Genomic DNA, 17264 nt, shown 5'->3' on the forward strand with positions numbered 1-17264 from the left:
GCCCTAGAGGTTTAAAGCCGCGTCAGTGCGCGGCTTTGCCCTGGCTCGCGGTTGCCATCCGCGAAGCGCTGATCAGCAGCTTGCGTTCCGCCCGTTCCTGTTGCGGCGTGCGATTGTAGATTTCGCGATAACACTTGGAGAAATGCGAAGCGGAGACGAAACCGCAGGCAACGGCAACCTCGACCACCGGCATGGCCGATTGCACCAGCAGGTGGCGGGCGCGGTCCAGGCGAATTTCAAGATAGTAGCGGGCGGGTGAGCGGCCCATTTCCTGCCGGAAGAGACGCTCCACCTGTCGGCGCGACAGATCGGCCGCATCGGCGATGTCGAGCAGCGACAGCGGCTCGGACAGATTGCCTTCCATCAATTCGATGATCGACAGGACCTTGCTATTCTGAACGCCGAGGCGCGCACGCAGCGGCAGGCGCTGGCGGTCGTTGGGGCTGCGCACCCGGTCCGTCAATTGCTGCTCGCAGACGCGGTTGACAAGATTTTCGCCGAAATCCTGACCGATCAGGCTCAGCATCATATCGAGCGATGCGGTGCCGCCGGCGCAGGTATAGATGTTGCTGTCGACCTCGAAGAGATCGGCATAGACTTCCACCTGCGGGAAGGCCTCGGAAAAACCAGGCAGGTTCTCCCAGTGGATCGCACAGCGTTTGCCATTTAAGAGACCGGCCTGCGCGAGGATATGCGCGGCGGTACAGAGGCTGCCGATGGCGATGCCGCGATTATAGGCTTCACGCAGCCAGGCATTGACGGATTTGTTGATGTGCTGGTCGACATCGATGCCCGAACAGATGATCGCCATTTCAACGCGGTTTTCGCCGCTGACATATCGTCGCTCATCGGCAAGACAGGTGTCGACCTCAAGACAGATGCCGCTTGATGACATGACCTTCTGGCCGTCGAGCGAGGCGAGGCGCCATTCGTAAGCCTGATACCCCAGCATGCGATTGGCGATGCGAAGCGTTTCAACCGCTGCGGCGAACGGCAGCATGGTAAATTGCGGAATGAGAAAAAAGACGATTGAGCGTTTCTTCTGGGAGTTCCTGCTCATTTGCCCGTGCTCCGTTGCGAATACGCAATTCCTCCCTTGGAATCGGTCTTCTGGATGTCCTGTTTCCGACATCTTTAACGAAAAATACGCCGTGAAATCCGGGCTGTCAAAAAATAGCTTTTGAAATATGCAAAATTTGCGACAAGCCTTTTTAAAGGGCGTCGTGTCGCATGTAAAACAGGCAGGTCATTTTACGCCTCTGCCGGCGCGTCTCGGGATTGACGGGGATGGCTCGCAAGTCCTGGGACGGTTGCGAGCCATGGGGTTGCGCATCATTTGCGGACGACCCTGATGCGGTTGCTGTCGGTTGTCGGCCATCCAATGTCCTTCAATGTTTCAGGCGGCAAACCTTCCAGCGCGCGGAGCATTCTTGCGCGCTTCCATGACGTATGGAGAGCGGAAATCTGGCCGGACAGGCGCTGGAGCCAGCTGCCGGTCGAGGGGCGTTGCGATGAACGGCTCGCTGCGGGGTGATAATGTATCATGGCCATGTCTTGATCCTTTCGTGAACCACGATCCTGTTTACGACTTCGGTATGCGCTTACATATCTCATCAAACAAGAGAATGAATTTTATGTCATTCATCAGTTTTAGGAATGACTCGCGTTCGCCGCCTGCCGGAATTCCTGTCATTCCGTGATGGGCCAGCGCTTCATTCCGACAAGGCGTTAGTTGCCCTGTCATTCGATGTCCCGGATGGTGCGCCTGTGTTGACATTCAATCAAACGAAATGATATCCATCTATAAATCAAAATATTTGAAGGTTCGTGCCATGACCGTAACTTTCCGCCAACCGCTGCCGCTGCTGGATAACGACATTCTGAGAACCTTCGTCGCGATTGCCGAGACCGGGAACTTCTCCACCGCTGCAGAGGTGGTGTTCAGAACGCCGTCCGCCGTTTCCATGCAGATAAAGAAGCTGGAGGAACAGCTGAAGACGACGTTGTTCCTGCGCGATGCCCGCTCGGTTACTTTGACGGCGCATGGCGAAACGCTTCTTACCTATGCGCGCCGCATGATCGCGCTGTCTAACGAGGCCGTGTCGCGTTTCGTCATGCCTGAACTGTCTGGCGTCGTCAGGCTCGGTGCGCCGGAAGATATTGGCGAGCGCGGTTTGCTCCCGGGTATCCTCAAGCGTTTTGCCGAGGTTTTCCCCGGCATCATGATCGATGTCACGATCGATTCCAGTTCCAATCTCTACAAGCGCATGGATGAACGGCGGCTGGATCTGGCGCTGGTCAACTGTGCGTCGCATCCGCTGCGGGATACGGGCGAGGTGCTGATGCGCGAACGTCTCGTCTGGGCCGGGGCAAAATGCGGTACGGCCTATCTGCGCGATCCGCTGCCTATATCGATCTGGGAAGAGGGCTGCATCTGGCGTTCGGAAGCGATCAACTCGCTTGAAAAGCGGGGTCGCAATTTCCGCGTGGCCTATCTCAGCGGCCATACCATGGCGCAGCGCGCAGCAATTGCCGCCGATCTCGCCATCGCACCCCTGCCGCGCTCCTATGTGCAGAACGACATGGTCATTCTGAGCGACAAGGAAGGCCTGCCGGAACTTGGTTATTTCGATATTCGCCTGATCACGGGCGAAAGACCCTCGCGCCCCATCCTTGCGGTCGCGGAAAGCATCCGCAACGCCTTTGTCGAGGTCGCCAAGGCGGCCTGAGGTAGATCTTTATAACGGGAATGCGCGACGGCGAGCGTCCGTCGCGCCATAGGCAAAGGTGGGCCTAGATCGCTACCGTGCCCCGCTTTGCAGAAAAGTCCGCATCGCCGATTTGCCAGCTTCCACGACCGGCCAGCCAGTCTGCCGAATTCTGTAGCCCACCAAAGGGGAAGACGTGGATTTGCCGGATCGGTCCTGCCGGATTTGCCTGCCAGTGCCGTTCGATAGGGCCGACCACGCTTTCCGGTGAATGCCCCTTGGCCAACGTCGTCAGGGAGAGCGCGTTCTTTTTCAGATAGGCGATGGAATTGCCGACGCCGCAGAGTGCTGCATATTTCAGCAGCGTCGTGATCCTGGCCGGACCGGAGACGCCGATATGCACCGGCAAGTCGATGCCGGAGGCGGCAAGTCCTTCCGCCCAAGCGATGAAGCGCGCGGGGTCGAAGCCGAACTGGGTGACGATGCGCATTGCTGCATCGCTTCTTTCGGCAAAATCATACTTCAACTTCAAGGCGGCCGTCGCCGTCTCATCGCTGAAATCGGGGCTGCCTTCGGGATGGCCGGCGATTGCAATCTGATTGATCCCACAGCGATCGAAGATGCCGGTCGACAGCATATCCATGCTGGATGTGAAGGGACCAGCCGGCGTGGCGACGCCACCGCCGACTACCAGCACATCCGACACACCCGCTTCGCCTGCCAGCCGCTTCACCTGCTCCTCGAATTGCACGCGAAACGATATGCGCCTTGCCGCGAGATGCGGCACTGGTGTGTAGCCGAGATCGCGAAGATGTTTTGCAGCGTCGACCAGCCTGTCCTGCGAGGCCTGTCCGGTGTCTGTCAGATAAACACGCACGCCCTGTGGAAAGATACCGGCAAGACTTGCCGGGCCGAGCACCTGTGCGGGTGAGGCTTCAATGGAGGCGGCAATGGCGGGAGAGGTCGAGATATCGTGCAATTTGAATTTGGTCCTTTTCCTTATCATGCACCGGTTTTTTGCCCACGTCTTTGCCTGTTGCGGCAAGACAGCCCTGCATCTGCGACGAAGCTTGATTTCATCTGTTTGGCTAGCGGCAATGGCTGGTTGTTCTCACCAGACACGTTTGGTGAGGCCGTTCCACAGCCATGTCCAGATCGTCGGCGGAAACCGCAGCACCGATTTGCCAGGCAAGGGCGGTTGCGGCGCAAGGCTGCCGGAAAGGGCGTCCTCGATAGCGCTGACCGCAATATCGACCGAGGCGGCGGTCAGAAGCAGGGGGTAGGTAGCTATGGTATCGGAAGGCGAGGGCTTCAGCCGCTTTTCGTAAAGGGTTGCGCCGGTATCCACGCCCTTGTCGACCAGATGCACGGTTGCGCCGAAATTACCCCGGTCCTTTTCCACCAGCGCCCAATAACCGCCCATCTGGCCGCGATAGGCGGGATTGATGCCGGCGTGGAAATTGATGACCGGGCAGCGCAGAGCTTGAAGGGTTGCCGGTGTCAGAAGGCGGCAGGAAATGGTGAAGATCGCCGCCGGTTGCAAGGTGTTGATGGCCTTGTGGCACTCTTCGTCGTTCAGGGAGGCGACGTGTGTAACAGGAACTGCCTGGCCGAGATCGGCAGAGAGGCCATGTTCGGCAATGATCTCATTGGTGCGCCGAACAGTGAAGCGTTTGCCGAGCCGGGAGGCGATCATCGTCGCCATCTGGCCTGCGGCTGTCATCCAGCCAAGCCGCCGCGCCCGTCTTTTCAGAATGGCCGATTTGCTTTCCGCCTGCTCCACGATGACATGGATATCCGGAAACCGGGCGGCCAGCGCATTGATCATGACATTGGGGTTCAGCCCCCCCGCCGTCATCACCAGTAGCCGATTGTTTATCTCAGTCATGTCACCCACACGATTTTCCCGATCATGATCCCTGCGCCCGAGTTTCCCTCGCGAAGTTCAAAACCATGTTAATTTTCACCGACGGGATTTTTTCAAACGCCGGTGGAACCGATTTCCAATGCTCACGTTATTGTGACGCATATCACATCGGCGCTTGCCTTTGGACGGCAAGTCATAGGGGAGTTATTTCAAATGATCACACGTATTCTTTCGACAGTTTTCGTGGCTTTGTTGACCGTCGTGACCTTGAGTTCCTGCGGTAATACCATTCGCGGCGTTGGCCGGGATACGGCAAATGCAGTGGACGCCACGCAGGACGCAGGTCGTAGCGTAGACCGCGCCGCGCGTCGCTAAGTCTCTCCCCTCCAAGGTCTGGCGTCTCCCTGAATGAAGGGGACGCCTTTTCTTTGACCTGATTTCACCGTCACAGTTCATGTGTAAGAATCGCGCCGTACTAAGATGGGGCGAGAGGGCATGAGCGGGCGCTGATGAAAAGACTGGTGACGAAAAGACTGGTGACGAAAAGACTGATTAGCTTGCTGCTGCCATTGCTTTTGCCGTTTTCGGCTAAGGCGGGCGGACAGGCGGATTTCTGCAAAACCACGGAGCATGCGGGCGGACGTTACATCGTCTGCAGTTTCGATCCTGCGAAAAGCATGATCCGGATTTACGACCGCGATCATGTCTCGGGTGAGGGATATCGCTCCTTCTCCGATCTCTCCTCCGCCCTGTGGCGGCAGCACATGTTCAGCGTCTTCGCCATGAATGGCGGCATGTATCATTCCGACTATTCTCCCGTTGGCCTTTTTGTCGAAAACGGCGTCGAACGTTCGCCGATTATTACCGGCGGCGGGTGGGGCAATTTCCATCTTCTGCCGAATGGCGTGTTTTATCTGAAGGGTGCAATGGCGGGCGTTCTGGAAACGCAGGCCTATGTCTCTGCCGGCTTGAAGCCGGATTTTGCCACCCAGTCCGGCCCGATGATGGTGATCGATGGAAAGCTGCATCCGCGATTTCTGCCCGATAGCGACAGCCTGAAACGCCGCAACGGCGTCGGCGTGTCGCGCGATGGCATGGTGCATTTCGCGATTTCGGAAAACACCGTGCGTTTTTATGACTTCGCGACGTTGTTCAGGGATGTGCTGGATGCGCCAAACGCGCTGTATCTCGACGGGACGATTTCCAGTGTCGACATTCCCGCGATGAAAAGGCGCGATTCCCTGTTTGCCATGGGGCCGATTATCGCTGTCGTCGACAGGGTGCCTGACTAAGTCAGATCGGCGCCTTGGGGTAGGCTTTTTCGAGGCCTGCCGACGCCGTCAGTCCCTTGCGGAAGGCCAGATAGGCAGGATGCTGGCTGGCCTTGGCCGCTTCGGTGATGCGTATCTGCAGGCGGGCAGGGGCGTTACAGCCCAGCCATTCGCCTGATGTCTCCAGTTTCAGACTGTTGAGGAAGCGGGCATTGGCCTGTTGATCGAGATAGAGATTGAGGCCGGCCAGCAGGTTTTCATCCTGCAACACGTTTTCCATCAAAAGCAGCACCCACGCCTTGTCCTCGCTTGCAAGCGAGGCAAGTTTCGATGCGACCGTCTCGCGGTCCGGAAAAGATGATGCCTGCTGCATGTAATGCCGAATCCCGTTGCCGTTTTCTGTCGATAAGGCACAGCCGAAAGGGTTTCAAGGCACAACAGTCCGGACACTGAAATTCAACTCTGGAATGCCGATTGCCGCTGGCTTCAACAGGTGTTTGTGCGAAACCTTCATAAACCAGTTACACTTTGGTTCAAATTGAGGCGAACGGCAAAAAGGGGTAACCCGAAAGCGTCGATCTAAAGCCTTGTTTTTTCACACACCTATGCAACTGACGAATGGCAGCCCGTCAAAAACGCCTTCATTTAGCCGCTTTTTGCATTTGCGTTCTGCGCCGGATTTTAATAAATGCTTCCCCCAACGGGCCCGGTCTTGAAGATCGCCCGGAGAGTGAATAGCTGGAGTAATCATGGAAGAAACCGCTCAGAAATCCTGTTGGGCCGTCACCTTGCGCGCGCTTGCAGGCTTTGCCGCATTTCTCGCATTGACGTACATTTTTGGCAGCCCATAAGCACTTCTCATGAATGACGGGTTTTGAAACGGCGCGGTTTCCTCTGGAAACCGTGCTGTTTTCGTTTCTGCGGCCTGTATGTCGCAGCTGCAAAAGCCGGTGCCGCTCTTTTGTGGCGATCCGTCGCGGCTTTGGATATGATGGCGGTGGAATCCATTCTTATTCAAGGTAAGCCTCATGTTTCTTTCGGTCTTCGACGTCTTCAAGATCGGTATCGGTCCTTCCAGCTCGCATACGATGGGGCCGATGACGGCGGCTAACCGCTTTCTTGCGCTTATCCTCGGTGATGAATGGCCGCGTCCGGCGGGTGCTTCCGTGTCGCGCCTGAAGGTCAGCCTGCACGGTTCGCTTGCCTTTACCGGCATTGGCCACGGCACCGGCCGTGCGGTCATTCTCGGCCTGACGGGCGAGCGGCCGGATCTCGTCGACCCCGACGCCATGGACCCGATCATCGAAAAGGTTGAAAAGGCGGGCACCGTGTCGCCACCCGGCCACCCCTCCTATGAGTTCAACCCAGCCGAGGATCTGGTCTTCGACAAGAAGAACCCGCTGCCCGGCCATGCCAACGGCATGACCTTTTCCGCCTTCGACAATCAGGGCAGGCTGCTTCTCAAGCGCATCTATTATTCCGTCGGCGGCGGTTTCGTCGTGACCGATACGGAACTGGAAGCGATCAAGCAGCGCGGCAAGACCATCGATAATGGTCCGCGTGTGCCTTATCCTTTCGCCACGGCGCGGGAAATGCTTGAGATGGCGGGCCGCTCCGGCCGCACCATCGCCCAGATGAAGCGCGCAAACGAAGAAACGGTAATCTCCCGCGACGAGCTGAACGAGCGCCTCGACCAGATATGGGAGGCGATGAACGGCTGCATCGAGCGCGGGCTGAAGGTGGACGGCATCATGCCCGGTGGCCTGAAGGTGCGCCGCCGTGCCCGCTCCATCTACGAGAAGCTGAATGAGGAATGGCGCAGCAACCGGCTCAATCCTGTCATGGCGAATGACTGGCTGAGCGTCTATGCCATGGCCGTGAACGAGGAAAATGCTGCGGGCGGGCGCGTGGTGACAGCGCCGACCAACGGTGCTGCGGGCGTCGTTCCGGCCACGGTCCGGTATTTCCGGCATTTCCACGAGGATGCGACCGTTGACGATGTTCGCGATTTCCTGCTGACGGCGGCCGCAATCGGCGGCATCATCAAGCATAATGCATCTATTTCAGGTGCCGAGGTCGGCTGTCAGGGCGAGGTTGGGTCCGCTGCCGCGATGGCGGCCGCAGGCCTTGCCGCCGTCATGGGCGGTTCGCCAGAACAGGTGGAGAATGCCGCCGAAATCGCGCTCGAGCATCACCTCGGCATGACCTGCGACCCGATCGCCGGTCTGGTGCAGGTGCCCTGCATCGAGCGCAACGCGCTGGGTGCGGTGAAGGCGGTAACGGCGGCTTCCCTGGCGCTGAAGGGTGACGGCCAGCATTTCGTGCCGCTCGATGCCTGTATCGAAACCATGCGCCAGACCGGCAACGACATGAGCGACAAGTACAAGGAAACTTCCACCGGCGGTCTTGCCGTCAACGTTGTGGAATGCTGAGCGGGCAGGGCGTCAGGCATGGTCCACATGCTTGACGCCCGCCGCAAAAAGGCATTGATAAGCATATGCCTCTACATCTTATAAAACTTTGCGTCGGCGCGGATTCACTCCAGGATTTGAGAGACTGGGTTGCGCATCGCTCGCTGACCGCGATCGCCGCTGGCCTTGAGCCGCACAGCGTCCACACCACGCGGATGATCCCGAAACGGCTTGACGAATTGCTGGAAGGCGGTTCGCTCTATTGGGTCATCAAGGGCCAGGTGCAGGCACGGCAGAAACTTCTCGACATACGTTCCTTCAAGGGCGACGACGGCATTACCCGCTGCGATCTCATTCTCGGCCCCGAGGTGATCGAGACGTCGCCTGCGCCGAAGCGGCCGTTTCAGGGCTGGCGCTACCTCAAGGACAACGAGGCCCCACGCGATCTCGGCGGCGGTGATTTCGGCGGCGAGGAGATGCCCTCCGACCTCAAGCGGGAACTGGCCGAACTAGGCCTTCTCTGATCGTCAATGATGTGATTGAAATGAAAAAGCCGGCTTCCTTGCGGAGCCGGCTTTTTCATTTGGGGAGACGGTATTTGCGTGGGTTTGGATGGCTTCAGTTGATGCCGCCAACCGCAGTGGTGGCGCGGCCATCCTGTATTTTCACCCAGCGTCCGGGATTGGCGGTGTCCTGACGCTTCAGGTAGGTATATTCGGTCTCCGACCAGTTCATGACCTTGTTGCGCATGTTGTCGAGGACGAAATCACCGCGATCGGTGCGAACGGTCAGAACTGCATGGCCTTCGCCATTCGGCTGCAGAACAACCGTGATCAGCAGGTTGTTGGCGGAGAAGCCCTTGTTCATTAGCATTTTGCGCTTCAGAAGCACAAAATCTTCGCAATCGCCGACCGTGGTGGGGTAGGCCCAGCGCTCTTCGACGCCGTAGATTTCCATGTCGGTCATCGGCGTGATCGTGGTGTTGGCGGTATAGTTGACGTCGAGCATCGTCTTCCAGCGCTCTTCGGTCAGTTTCATCGGGCCGTTATCCAGCGATGTCGGCTGGCATTCGCTCTGATAGGTCTGGCAGAACTCGTAGTGGCCGATCGGCGGGTTGGCCTTGCCGATCACGCGCATGGCGGCGGATGGCGAAGCGCTGGCCTGATGGGCGATGGCGCTGACGATGAATGCGATCAGAAAGAAACCGAAACGGTTGTTTTTGTTCATTGCTTGTCTCCCCGTGTTGAGGAGACACTCGCATGTATATTTTGACCCCGCGGAAAGATGCGCGTGTCAATTTGAGCTTATATTTCAGCAAATTAGCGCTTGTTTTGAACTGTATTCGAGTTAGTTTTTACGCGTGTTTGAAGCAAATTTTATTACAATTTTACGCATCTCGACCTTAGGTTTTTGGTAGCCATTTAGGCCCCTGTATTGAAAGCGATTTTCGGCACAGAGATATTTTTGCGATGATGGGTAGTCAGGCCGCGGAGCGTATCGAAGACGCGGATTTCCCGTTTTGGGATTGGTGTTTCAAGTCGGGACAGGGCAAAAAGCCAGCGAAAAAACTTCAAGAAAACTGTTTTTTTCTTGGAAAAAATGCCTGGAGCGGGATTTTCCAGTGCGGTTTTGCGCGAGAACTAACGCGAAATGGAGCGCGCCGGGCACTCTGACCGGATAGCACGGAAGTCAGCTTCAGCGGAATCCAAAGTGCGGGAAAGCAGTATTTTAAACTGTCAGCGCAAATGCACGAGCGGCATTTTTGTAGACGAAAGCAGTGTGCTCCCATCATTCCGGCCTTGAGCCGGAATCGGATCGATGTGCGCCTGTGTCGCGGGAAAAGCTTTTTCGGCCAAGAGACCTGGGCTGGCTGTATTCCGGCTCACGGCCGGAGCGCCGGAAAGCGATAGCCGTGACAAGATCTGGCGAATGCCGCACTTGCCGCACGGACATACCGCTCCACGGTATTACGAGAAATGACCTAGAGAAATTCGATCAGGGCGTCGGGCGACTGGACCCGGTCGAATTCTACCGCAACGCCTTCCATGAAGTGGCGTACGATCTTGCCGCTCATGTTCTTGCCAAGCTGGACCCTGGTGCCGAGTGGAGGCCGGTTTTCGATCTCGATGGCTGCGCCCGACAAGGAAAGGTCGATCAGCCGGCAGGCGAGAAGCACGCCATCTTCCAGCATCAGATGTGCCCGGGTATTGCGTGGTGTCAGGCGGTCGTGGCGGCGGTCTTCCGGCAGGCCAAGCAGCTGGCGCTTGGCGATCCATGCGAGCTGGGCGGCCAGCTTTTCCCGCTTGCGTTCGGGCGCATTGATGGCAATGACGAAGCCTGACGCGGTAAGCGCCGTAACCGTTCCTTCGATGCGGCCGATATGCTGGAGATAGGCGATGACGCGATCACCGTTGCGCGCAATGCCCGAGCAGGCGAACAGCGCTCTTTCGGCGGTCATCTCGGTTGCGGTGCAATCATATTCCTGGTGATCGGGTAACATGAGGCGGCCGGTGAAGGACACACGGACGGGATCGTCGAAGTGAACCTCTTCAACCGGACGCAGGGTTTGGGCAGTGTTGACCGAACGTGATGAGAACATGGCAGCGCAATTGTAACCAGTGATGATGACAAATCTCTACGCCGCCCGGGTTAACAGACTGTATTGTTTAACCCTTACAATTTTTGCAATCGTCAAAATCGTTACAGCTTTGACGTATTTCGTACGAAATTCCGGCGCGATCATACGCGATCCACCCTCACCATGCGGGGTGGGATGCGGCAGTCAGCGGGTTACCGCATGCGGCATGACAGCGGTTCGCGCATTTGTAGAATACGTTGTCGGCGCGATATCCATGCGTAGCAGGCGGCTGCTTTTCATGACGAGGCAACTGATCGGTGCTGCGAATTCGTGACGGGGCCGCTCCGGCAGCAGCGCTCCGAGCAATCTCGGGGCTGTGTCATTATCCGAACTTAGCGGCAAGAGCAGCATTTCGAAAGCAAGCGGCGCCGCGCCATGGTCGTCCTCCGCTTCGATATCGAACACCACGGGCAATTGATGTTGCAGGATGCCGCGTGCGACACGGCAGGGGAAGGTGGCACTTGCCGCCGGCCACAGATCCGAGAACGGGCTGTCGCGCAATTCCCGGCCGAACAGGTCGCACAGGTGTGTGCCTGCAAGGCGGAAGAATGGCGTTCTTTCTCCCTTGTCCACGAGGATGAAGAGGTCGCCGAGATGATGTTTCAGCTTTGCGGGATCGAAGTCTTCTCGGCGGGGCGCAGGTTTATTGCCGCGCAGCGTGTCCCAATAGGCATATATCTCCAGTCCGGCCATGCTTTTCATAGCATCGTTCTCCATGTTCGTTTTTGGGACATCATGTCCATCCGAACGTCTGTTACTTGTAGTGTAGCGAATTTCATGCCAACCGATTTTGTTAAGGTTAACAAATGGTTGAGATTGCGTAACGACCAAGGTCGTGGCATCGCTGCGGCCATGTCGGGGACATGCTCCCAGTCAGCACAATTGATGCTTTCGCCCGTAACTTTACGGCGGGCGCGCAGGCCGGACTGCCCCTGGGTACAGGCGCTTGAACCGATTGCGGTTTTTGCGTCGTGGCCCGAAAGGCAGGACGGCTTTTTTTTCGCCCGGGCTTCCTATATTGCTCGGGGGACGCAAATTTCCACAAAAACAGGGATGGAATCATGTCCAACGGCGACGGCGAACAGCCGCCGGTTTCGGAAAGTCAGGAACTGAAAGAGGACGCACATAATCCCGTCTTCAACCTGCCGCCGCTTCTGGTCGGCATATTGGCGGCGCTGCTCTTGGCCTTTGTGGTTCCGGCCTATCTTCTTTCGGAGGATGGCAACGGCTGGTTCATCTTCACCTTCGGCTTCATTCCGCTGCGTTACGCGGTGCCATTATCCCAGCAGGGGCTGGAATGGCTCTGGACGCCGGTGACATATTCTTTTCTGCACGGCGGCATCGAGCATATTCTTTTTAACGGATTGTGGTTGATGGCCTTTGGCGCACCGGTTCTGCGCCGGATCGGAACGCTTCGCTTCGTACTGTTATGGTGCATATCCGCCGCCGTTTCAGCTTTTGGCCACGCGGCGCTGAACTGGGGCGATGTGACGGTTCTGATCGGAGCATCTGGTGTCGTTTCGGCCCTGATGGGAGCCGCATGCCGTTTCGCTTTCCCGTCGCGCGGCGGCTACAGCGCCTCTTTCGGCCATCTGATGCCGAGGCAGAGCATTGTCGCGGCGCTTTCGAACAGGACCGTGCTGATCTTCACGCTGATGTGGCTTTTCGGCAATGTCCTGATCGCGGTCGGCGTGCCGCTGTTTGGCGATGTCGGCGGTGAAGTCGCGTGGGATGCGCATGTCTTCGGCTTTCTGCTCGGCTTCCTGTTCTTCGGCCTGTTTGATCGCCCGATCCGCGGGAACCTTTCCAGTGGAAGTGTGGAACACCCGCTTTAGGGCGATCACGCTCCTTGTCGGCCGTGGCGCAAATTTGCTTGTGCAGGTCCCATCCGGGATTGCATTCGCATAGGCCTCAGCGCACCATGTTCCATGATTTGCAACCGCGGAGAGACTTCGCCGCGTTGCAGATTGCTGACAGGAGGAGGAAGGCATGGCAACATTCGTAAAAGATCTTCTCGACCGCAAGGGCCGGAATGTCGTGACTGTGGGACCGAGCGTAAGCATCGGCGAGGCGGCAGCAACGCTGAATGCGCACAAGATCGGTGCACTCGTCGTGACCGATGCCGACGGCGTCGTTCTCGGTATTTTCACGGAACGCGATCTGGTGAAGGTCGTGGCAGGCGAGGGCACTGCCTCCCTTCTGCAATCCGTTTCGGTGGCCATGACGAAGAACGTCATCCGCTGTCATCACAATTCCACCACCGACGAATTGATGGAAATCATGACCGGAGGGCGGTTCCGCCATATTCCGGTTGAGGACGACGGTCGTCTTGCCGGCATCATCTCCATCGGTGACGTGGTAAAGGCGCGGATCGGCGAGATCGAGGCGGAAGCCGAACATATCAAGGCCTATATCGCCGGATGAGGTTTCGTTTCCGGCGCGTCCGCAATAGTCATTTCGAAAAGACTCCGTCATCCCTGTGATACGCGCAGGAATGACGGCCTAGGAGGCTGCGGCTACCGCAAGCTGGAATGCTCAGCACGAATATTTGTAGTGTAAGTTAGCGTCGGAACGCCTGCTGCATGCGCTCCAGCTCGGGAACGCGGGCGCGTGTTTCCTCGTATCCCCTGTCGATGGCTTCGCTGGCGCGATGGAATTCCGAGAGGCCGATATCGTTGATACGGGGATGCAGCATGAGGTCGGGCGGGTCGCCCGCCAGGCGCGAGCGCGAAATCCGGTCCTGAATGATATTGAAGGCCTGCACCATAACGCCCGGCAGGCCGGGGCGCGGCGGACCTTCCAGGGAAGGTGCTGCGCCATTACGGGGCGAAGAGGAGTGTTTGACCACGGCAGAGCGGCCGAACAGATCGTAATTGAGATTGACGGCGACGACGAGCGCCTGCTCATAGGCCCTGCAGACCGAAACCGGAACGGGGTTGACGAGAGCGCCGTCGATCAGGGTGCGGCCGTTGCATTGCACGGGCTCGAAAATGCCGGGCAACGCATAGGATGAGCGCAGTGCGGTGACGAGGTCGCCCTGGTGAATCCAGACCTCGTGGCCGGTGCGCAATTCCGTGGCGACGGCGATGAAAGGGTGCTCGAGGTTTTCGACGCGCAAGCCTTCGAGATGCTCCTGCATGCGCTTGGTCAGCCGCATGCCGCCGAAGAGACCGCCGCCGCCGATCGTCAGATCGAGCAGGCCGGCAATGCGCCGCATCGTCAACGAACGGGCAAATTCCTCCAGCTCGTCGAGCTTTCCGGCGAGATAACAACCGCCGACCAGCGCGCCTATCGAGGTTCCGGCAATCATGCCGATCTTCACCCCGGCCTCGTCTAGTGCCCTCAGGACGCCGATATGGGCCCAGCCGCGCGCAGCACCACCGCCGAGCGCAAGCGCAATCCGGCGCGTATCAACGATCTCGTTGACGATTGTTTCGGTGTTGCCAGCCGCAAGAGCATTGTGACGATTGCTTCCCCAGCCCAACATGACCGTACACTCCCTGCCTGCTCCCAGGACCCGGTCTGTTCCTCCCCGAATCCTGAATTATTGGTAGCAAATTGGTGCGGCGGATGGAAGGTGGCCGTTCACGTGCCAGAATAGGTAGTCGCCGGGTCGAAATGGCGGGTATCGTCGGTGATTCTGGTGACGGCATTGCCATCGGCCAACTCGACCGTGCGGTAGAAGCAGGAGCGGCGGCCGGTATGGCAGGTTGCGTCATGACCGGCGACGGAGACCTTCAGCCACACGGCGTCCTGATCGCAATCGGTGCGGAATTCCTTCACCGTCTGCAGGTTGCCGGAGGTTTCGCCCTTTTTCCAGATCTTGTCGCGCGAGCGGCTGTAATAGTGGGCGATGCCCGTTTCCAGCGTCAGCGACAGGGCTTGCGCATTCATATGGGCGACCATCAGCAATTCACCATCACGCGCATCGGTGACCACGGCGGTGACAAGGCCGTGGGCATCGAATTTCGGTGAGAAGAGACCTGAATTTTCAAGCACTTCCTTGTCCGCAGGCGCGGACGGAAACGAAATGGACATTGCTACCCCGGGGAAAAAGCGGAACCGTTAGCGGTTCCGCACCATGGTCATGAAGCGCACCTGCTCCGCCGGGTCGTTCTTGAAGGTGCCGGTGAAGCTGGTGGTGAGGGTCGTGGACCCCTGCTTGTTTACGCCGCGCATGGACATGCACATATGTTCGGCGTCGATCATGACGGCCACGCCGCGCGGCTTCAGAGTTTCCTCGATGGATCTTGCGATCTGCGCGGTCATGTTTTCCTGCGTCTGCAGGCGGCGGCCAAAGATTTCGACGACGCGGGCGATCTTCGACAGGCCGAGCACGCGCCCGGCCGGAAGATAGGCGACATGCGCCTTGCCGACGATCGGAACCATGTGGTGTTCGCAATGGGAGAAGAAGGGGATGTCGCGCACCAGCACCACATCGTCATAACCGCCAACTTCCTCGAAGGTCGTGCCGAGAACGTCCTGGACGTTCAGCTCATAACCGGCGAAGAGTTCGCGATAGGCCTTGGCAACGCGCTTCGGCGTGTCCAGGAGTCCTTCGCGGGCGGGATTTTCTCCTGCCCAGCGCAGAAGAACGCGCACTGCTTCTTCCGCTTCCGTCTGGCTTGGGCGAGCCTCTGCCACATCGGGTTTTGCGCCAGCGCCGGGGAAATTCTTCACGATCGCATCCATTCCGTCTCTCCCGATGCGGGTCAAGGCCGCACCTGAACTTTGTTTTTCGTAGCGGGGACTTCGTCCACCGTTGCTGCTATCTGGTTGTTTTACAGCATTTTGGCAAGGCCGATGCTGATATTTCGGTATCGGAGCCGTTAATTTCATATCGGCTTGATGTCCAGAAAGCTCGTTAGCATATAATGGGAATGAAGGGCAGGAAAGCTCCACTGCGACAAACGCTGTGTTTGAAAAAAATATCCTGTCCCGTTTTTGGGCATTCTTGAACGCCGGATACCTGATGATGGACGATATCTACAACAACCGAATTCTGGAATTTGCCGGAAATATTCCGCTGACCGGTGTGCTTGATGATGCCGATGCCAGCGCTGAAAAACACTCGCGGCTGTGCGGCTCCAAACTCAAGGTCTATCTGAAGGTGGAAGGCGGCATCGTCACGGCTTTTTCACATGAGGTTCGCGCGTGCGCGCTCGGCCAGGCATCCGCCTCGATCATGGCGCATCATGTCGTCGGCGCTTCCAGCGGTGAGATCCGGCAGGCGCGGGAAGACATGCTTGCCATGCTGAAACAGGGCGGCGAGGGGCCAACGGGCCGTTTCGAGGATATGCGGGTGCTTTCACCCGTCCGGGATTTCAAGGCACGCCACGCCTCGACCATGCTGACCTTCGAAGCGGTGGTCGATGCTCTCGACCAGATCGAAGCCCGGCCGGTTCTGAACGCTGCGGGTTAGGCGATGTGCGGTGAACCGGACTGCGGACATCAGAAGACGGGGGATAAGGTCGGGCGATCCCGCAACTGGGGGGGAGTGTTTGCGAAGACCCCAGGCCGTCTTTTCGGCGTTGGCTTCATTCGGCTTTATCAGCTGACTTTGTCGGGTTTCGTCGGCAATTCCTGCCGCCACATTCCCACCTGTTCCGAATATGGCTATGAGGCGATCGCCCGCCACGGACTTTGGCCGGGCGGGTGGATGACGCTGTTTCGCGTCGCGCGTTGCGGTCCGGGCGGCACCAGCGGGCTGGACCCAGTGCCGGAAACACTGGGCGCTGACAAGCACTGGTGGACGCCCTGGCGATACTGGATGCTGCATCGATGACCTATGTCGCTCTTTTGCACAGCATCGTGCTCGGGGCGGGCAAGCGGCTCATCATGGCCGATCTGCGTGAAATGGTGCAGGAGCTGGGCTTTCAGGAATGCAGGACGCTGGTCGCGACCGGAAATCTGGTCTTCCGTGCACCGGAGGCGCCTGTCTGCGAAATCGAGGATGCGCTGGAGCGCGCCTTTGAAAAACGGTTCGGCAAACACGTCGATATTCTCGTTCGCTCAGCGCCTGATTGGCTTGCCCTGACTGCCACAAACCCGTTTCCGGATGGCAATCCACCGGATGTCTGCGTAAGGGTGATGCGCAAGCCTCTTGCCGGGGATTATCTTGGACTCTTGGAGAAGTACCGCCAGAAGGAAAAGATCGCCATTGTCGGCGGTGACCTGTGGATCGACTTTTGCGGCAAGCCAAGCGAAAGCCGGCTTCTCTCTGCGCTGACCACGAAGAAGCTCGGCATCGGCACGACCCGCAACGCCAACACCGTCAATGGAATTGCCGAAATGCTTCGCTGAGCCGCCGTTCACCTTTGACTGGAACGGGAAAATTCTTTATCAGCCTGCCTGCCCATCTGCGAAAGA

The 17264-nt window shown here is 58.1% G+C and carries 22 protein-coding genes; 10 read left to right on the forward strand and 12 right to left on the reverse strand.

Going from position 1 to position 17264, the window contains the following annotated elements:
* Window positions 1-22: 22 nt before the first annotated feature.
* On the reverse strand, window positions 23-1060 hold the full coding sequence (locus AC5SEO_RS20040) for a GlxA family transcriptional regulator (RefSeq protein WP_003515714.1): 1038 nt from the start codon (window positions 1058-1060) through the stop codon (window positions 23-25).
* A 272-nt stretch (window positions 1061-1332) separates the two neighbouring features.
* Complete coding sequence (locus AC5SEO_RS20045; RefSeq protein WP_025593690.1) at window positions 1333-1551, reverse strand: DUF1127 domain-containing protein; 219 nt, start codon at window positions 1549-1551, stop codon at window positions 1333-1335.
* Between the two features lie 239 nt (window positions 1552-1790).
* Between AC5SEO_RS20045 and AC5SEO_RS20050 the strand changes: the two genes are divergently transcribed.
* Entirely contained in the window at window positions 1791-2729 is a 939-nt protein-coding gene (locus AC5SEO_RS20050) for a LysR family transcriptional regulator (protein ID WP_003515711.1), read from the forward strand.
* Between the two features lie 64 nt (window positions 2730-2793).
* Here AC5SEO_RS20050 and AC5SEO_RS20055 read toward each other — a convergent pair whose 3' ends face one another.
* On the reverse strand, window positions 2794-3714 hold the full coding sequence (locus AC5SEO_RS20055; protein ID WP_174068402.1) for a methylenetetrahydrofolate reductase: 921 nt from the start codon (window positions 3712-3714) through the stop codon (window positions 2794-2796).
* 105 nt (window positions 3715-3819) lie between these two features.
* Window positions 3820-4596 carry a formyl transferase gene (locus AC5SEO_RS20060; protein WP_065687284.1) on the reverse strand — a complete coding sequence of 259 codons (777 nt, stop codon included), beginning with the start codon at window positions 4594-4596 and terminating at the stop codon, window positions 3820-3822.
* 192 nt (window positions 4597-4788) lie between these two features.
* Here AC5SEO_RS20060 and AC5SEO_RS20065 point away from each other — a divergent pair, with 192 nt between their 5' ends.
* Both AC5SEO_RS20065 and AC5SEO_RS20070 read left to right on the forward strand, forming a co-directional pair.
* Window positions 4789-4950, forward strand: a complete 162-nt coding sequence (locus AC5SEO_RS20065; protein ID WP_003515706.1) for an entericidin domain-containing protein — start codon at window positions 4789-4791, stop codon at window positions 4948-4950.
* A 134-nt stretch (window positions 4951-5084) separates the two neighbouring features.
* On the forward strand, window positions 5085-5867 hold the full coding sequence (locus AC5SEO_RS20070) for a phosphodiester glycosidase family protein (protein ID WP_065687285.1): 783 nt from the start codon (window positions 5085-5087) through the stop codon (window positions 5865-5867).
* A gap of 1 nt (window position 5868) precedes the next feature.
* Here AC5SEO_RS20070 and AC5SEO_RS20075 read toward each other — a convergent pair whose 3' ends face one another.
* Both AC5SEO_RS20075 and AC5SEO_RS20080 read right to left on the reverse strand, forming a co-directional pair.
* Window positions 5869-6219, reverse strand: coding sequence for a hypothetical protein (locus tag AC5SEO_RS20075; protein WP_003515702.1), 351 nt, complete (start codon window positions 6217-6219; stop codon window positions 5869-5871).
* A gap of 390 nt (window positions 6220-6609) precedes the next feature.
* Window positions 6610-6876 carry a hypothetical protein gene (locus AC5SEO_RS20080; RefSeq protein ID WP_019566127.1) on the reverse strand — a complete coding sequence of 89 codons (267 nt, stop codon included), beginning with the start codon at window positions 6874-6876 and terminating at the stop codon, window positions 6610-6612.
* Between AC5SEO_RS20080 and AC5SEO_RS20085 the strand changes: the two genes are divergently transcribed.
* Together AC5SEO_RS20085 and AC5SEO_RS20090 are read left to right on the forward strand one after the other, a co-directional pair.
* On the forward strand, window positions 6875-8278 hold the full coding sequence (locus AC5SEO_RS20085) for an L-serine ammonia-lyase (RefSeq protein WP_013636313.1): 1404 nt from the start codon (window positions 6875-6877) through the stop codon (window positions 8276-8278). The two genes, AC5SEO_RS20080 and AC5SEO_RS20085, sit on opposite strands and share 2 nt — an antisense overlap.
* Before the next feature lie 65 nt (window positions 8279-8343).
* Complete coding sequence (locus AC5SEO_RS20090; RefSeq protein ID WP_013636312.1) at window positions 8344-8781, forward strand: DUF1489 family protein; 438 nt, start codon at window positions 8344-8346, stop codon at window positions 8779-8781.
* Window positions 8782-8875: 94 nt separating this feature from the next.
* On the opposite strand, the gene AC5SEO_RS20095 is transcribed toward AC5SEO_RS20090, so the two are convergent.
* The 3 genes from AC5SEO_RS20095 to AC5SEO_RS20105 form a co-directional block, all read right to left on the reverse strand.
* Window positions 8876-9484 (reverse strand): transglutaminase-like cysteine peptidase, encoded by a 609-nt coding sequence (locus tag AC5SEO_RS20095; RefSeq protein WP_019566128.1) that lies wholly within the window; start codon window positions 9482-9484, stop codon window positions 8876-8878.
* A 754-nt stretch (window positions 9485-10238) separates the two neighbouring features.
* Window positions 10239-10856 carry a PilZ domain-containing protein gene (locus AC5SEO_RS20100; protein WP_097102862.1) on the reverse strand — a complete coding sequence of 206 codons (618 nt, stop codon included), beginning with the start codon at window positions 10854-10856 and terminating at the stop codon, window positions 10239-10241.
* 183 nt (window positions 10857-11039) lie between these two features.
* Window positions 11040-11597 (reverse strand): PAS domain-containing protein, encoded by a 558-nt coding sequence (locus AC5SEO_RS20105; RefSeq protein ID WP_025593679.1) that lies wholly within the window; start codon window positions 11595-11597, stop codon window positions 11040-11042.
* 359 nt (window positions 11598-11956) lie between these two features.
* On the opposite strand from AC5SEO_RS20105, the gene AC5SEO_RS20110 reads away from it, so the two are divergent.
* A complete protein-coding gene (locus AC5SEO_RS20110) occupies window positions 11957-12730 on the forward strand; it encodes a rhomboid family intramembrane serine protease (RefSeq protein ID WP_013636308.1) in 774 nt (257 codons plus the stop codon).
* Window positions 12731-12884: 154 nt separating this feature from the next.
* The gene (locus AC5SEO_RS20115) at window positions 12885-13319 is read left to right on the forward strand and encodes a CBS domain-containing protein (RefSeq protein ID WP_174068401.1); all 435 of its coding nucleotides are present in this window, start codon (window positions 12885-12887) and stop codon (window positions 13317-13319) included.
* Window positions 13320-13455: 136 nt separating this feature from the next.
* On the opposite strand, the gene AC5SEO_RS20120 is transcribed toward AC5SEO_RS20115, so the two are convergent.
* The 3 genes from AC5SEO_RS20120 to folE form a co-directional block, all read right to left on the reverse strand.
* The gene (locus tag AC5SEO_RS20120) at window positions 13456-14382 is read right to left on the reverse strand and encodes a patatin-like phospholipase family protein (RefSeq protein WP_174068400.1); all 927 of its coding nucleotides are present in this window, start codon (window positions 14380-14382) and stop codon (window positions 13456-13458) included.
* 98 nt (window positions 14383-14480) lie between these two features.
* The gene (gene hisI / locus AC5SEO_RS20125; RefSeq protein WP_013636306.1) at window positions 14481-14933 is read right to left on the reverse strand and encodes a phosphoribosyl-AMP cyclohydrolase; all 453 of its coding nucleotides are present in this window, start codon (window positions 14931-14933) and stop codon (window positions 14481-14483) included.
* Window positions 14934-14960: 27 nt separating this feature from the next.
* Complete coding sequence (gene folE / locus AC5SEO_RS20130; RefSeq protein WP_003515674.1) at window positions 14961-15587, reverse strand: GTP cyclohydrolase I FolE; 627 nt, start codon at window positions 15585-15587, stop codon at window positions 14961-14963.
* A 283-nt stretch (window positions 15588-15870) separates the two neighbouring features.
* Between folE and AC5SEO_RS20135 the strand changes: the two genes are divergently transcribed.
* The 3 genes from AC5SEO_RS20135 to AC5SEO_RS20145 are packed head-to-tail and all read left to right on the forward strand — an operon-like array spanning window position 15871 to window position 17198.
* The gene (locus tag AC5SEO_RS20135) at window positions 15871-16317 is read left to right on the forward strand and encodes an iron-sulfur cluster assembly scaffold protein (RefSeq protein ID WP_025593674.1); all 447 of its coding nucleotides are present in this window, start codon (window positions 15871-15873) and stop codon (window positions 16315-16317) included.
* 3 nt (window positions 16318-16320) lie between these two features.
* Window positions 16321-16680, forward strand: a complete 360-nt coding sequence (yidD, locus tag AC5SEO_RS20140; RefSeq protein ID WP_111799539.1) for a membrane protein insertion efficiency factor YidD — start codon at window positions 16321-16323, stop codon at window positions 16678-16680.
* On the forward strand, window positions 16677-17198 hold the full coding sequence (locus AC5SEO_RS20145; RefSeq protein ID WP_112674260.1) for a DUF1697 domain-containing protein: 522 nt from the start codon (window positions 16677-16679) through the stop codon (window positions 17196-17198). Before yidD ends, AC5SEO_RS20145 begins: the two co-directional genes overlap by 4 nt.
* The last annotated feature ends 66 nt before the right edge of the window (window positions 17199-17264 follow it).

The sequence above is a fragment of the Agrobacterium sp. K11 genome (assembly GCF_059429395.1).

Excerpts from the sequence above, each read along its gene's own strand:
- AC5SEO_RS20040 (WP_003515714.1), bottom strand. The coding sequence starts at position 1,060 with ATGAGCAGGAACTCCCAGAAGAAACGCTCAATCGTCTTTTTTCTCATT.
- AC5SEO_RS20045 (WP_025593690.1), bottom strand. The coding sequence starts at position 1,551 with ATGGCCATGATACATTATCACCCCGCAGCGAGCCGTTCATCGCAACGC.
- AC5SEO_RS20050 (WP_003515711.1), top strand. The coding sequence starts at position 1,791 with ATGATATCCATCTATAAATCAAAATATTTGAAGGTTCGTGCCATGACC.
- AC5SEO_RS20055 (WP_174068402.1), bottom strand. The coding sequence starts at position 3,714 with ATGATAAGGAAAAGGACCAAATTCAAATTGCACGATATCTCGACCTCT.
- AC5SEO_RS20060 (WP_065687284.1), bottom strand. The coding sequence starts at position 4,596 with ATGACTGAGATAAACAATCGGCTACTGGTGATGACGGCGGGGGGGCTG.
- AC5SEO_RS20065 (WP_003515706.1), top strand. The coding sequence starts at position 4,789 with ATGATCACACGTATTCTTTCGACAGTTTTCGTGGCTTTGTTGACCGTC.
- AC5SEO_RS20070 (WP_065687285.1), top strand. The coding sequence starts at position 5,085 with ATGAAAAGACTGGTGACGAAAAGACTGGTGACGAAAAGACTGATTAGC.
- AC5SEO_RS20075 (WP_003515702.1), bottom strand. The coding sequence starts at position 6,219 with ATGCAGCAGGCATCATCTTTTCCGGACCGCGAGACGGTCGCATCGAAA.
- AC5SEO_RS20085 (WP_013636313.1), top strand. The coding sequence starts at position 6,875 with ATGTTTCTTTCGGTCTTCGACGTCTTCAAGATCGGTATCGGTCCTTCC.
- AC5SEO_RS20080 (WP_019566127.1), bottom strand. The coding sequence starts at position 6,876 with ATGAGGCTTACCTTGAATAAGAATGGATTCCACCGCCATCATATCCAA.
- AC5SEO_RS20090 (WP_013636312.1), top strand. The coding sequence starts at position 8,344 with ATGCCTCTACATCTTATAAAACTTTGCGTCGGCGCGGATTCACTCCAG.
- AC5SEO_RS20095 (WP_019566128.1), bottom strand. The coding sequence starts at position 9,484 with ATGAACAAAAACAACCGTTTCGGTTTCTTTCTGATCGCATTCATCGTC.
- AC5SEO_RS20100 (WP_097102862.1), bottom strand. The coding sequence starts at position 10,856 with ATGTTCTCATCACGTTCGGTCAACACTGCCCAAACCCTGCGTCCGGTT.
- AC5SEO_RS20105 (WP_025593679.1), bottom strand. The coding sequence starts at position 11,597 with ATGAAAAGCATGGCCGGACTGGAGATATATGCCTATTGGGACACGCTG.
- AC5SEO_RS20110 (WP_013636308.1), top strand. The coding sequence starts at position 11,957 with ATGTCCAACGGCGACGGCGAACAGCCGCCGGTTTCGGAAAGTCAGGAA.
- AC5SEO_RS20115 (WP_174068401.1), top strand. The coding sequence starts at position 12,885 with ATGGCAACATTCGTAAAAGATCTTCTCGACCGCAAGGGCCGGAATGTC.
- AC5SEO_RS20120 (WP_174068400.1), bottom strand. The coding sequence starts at position 14,382 with ATGTTGGGCTGGGGAAGCAATCGTCACAATGCTCTTGCGGCTGGCAAC.
- hisI (WP_013636306.1), bottom strand. The coding sequence starts at position 14,933 with ATGTCCATTTCGTTTCCGTCCGCGCCTGCGGACAAGGAAGTGCTTGAA.
- folE (WP_003515674.1), bottom strand. The coding sequence starts at position 15,587 with ATGGATGCGATCGTGAAGAATTTCCCCGGCGCTGGCGCAAAACCCGAT.
- AC5SEO_RS20135 (WP_025593674.1), top strand. The coding sequence starts at position 15,871 with ATGGACGATATCTACAACAACCGAATTCTGGAATTTGCCGGAAATATT.
- yidD (WP_111799539.1), top strand. The coding sequence starts at position 16,321 with ATGTGCGGTGAACCGGACTGCGGACATCAGAAGACGGGGGATAAGGTC.
- AC5SEO_RS20145 (WP_112674260.1), top strand. The coding sequence starts at position 16,677 with ATGACCTATGTCGCTCTTTTGCACAGCATCGTGCTCGGGGCGGGCAAG.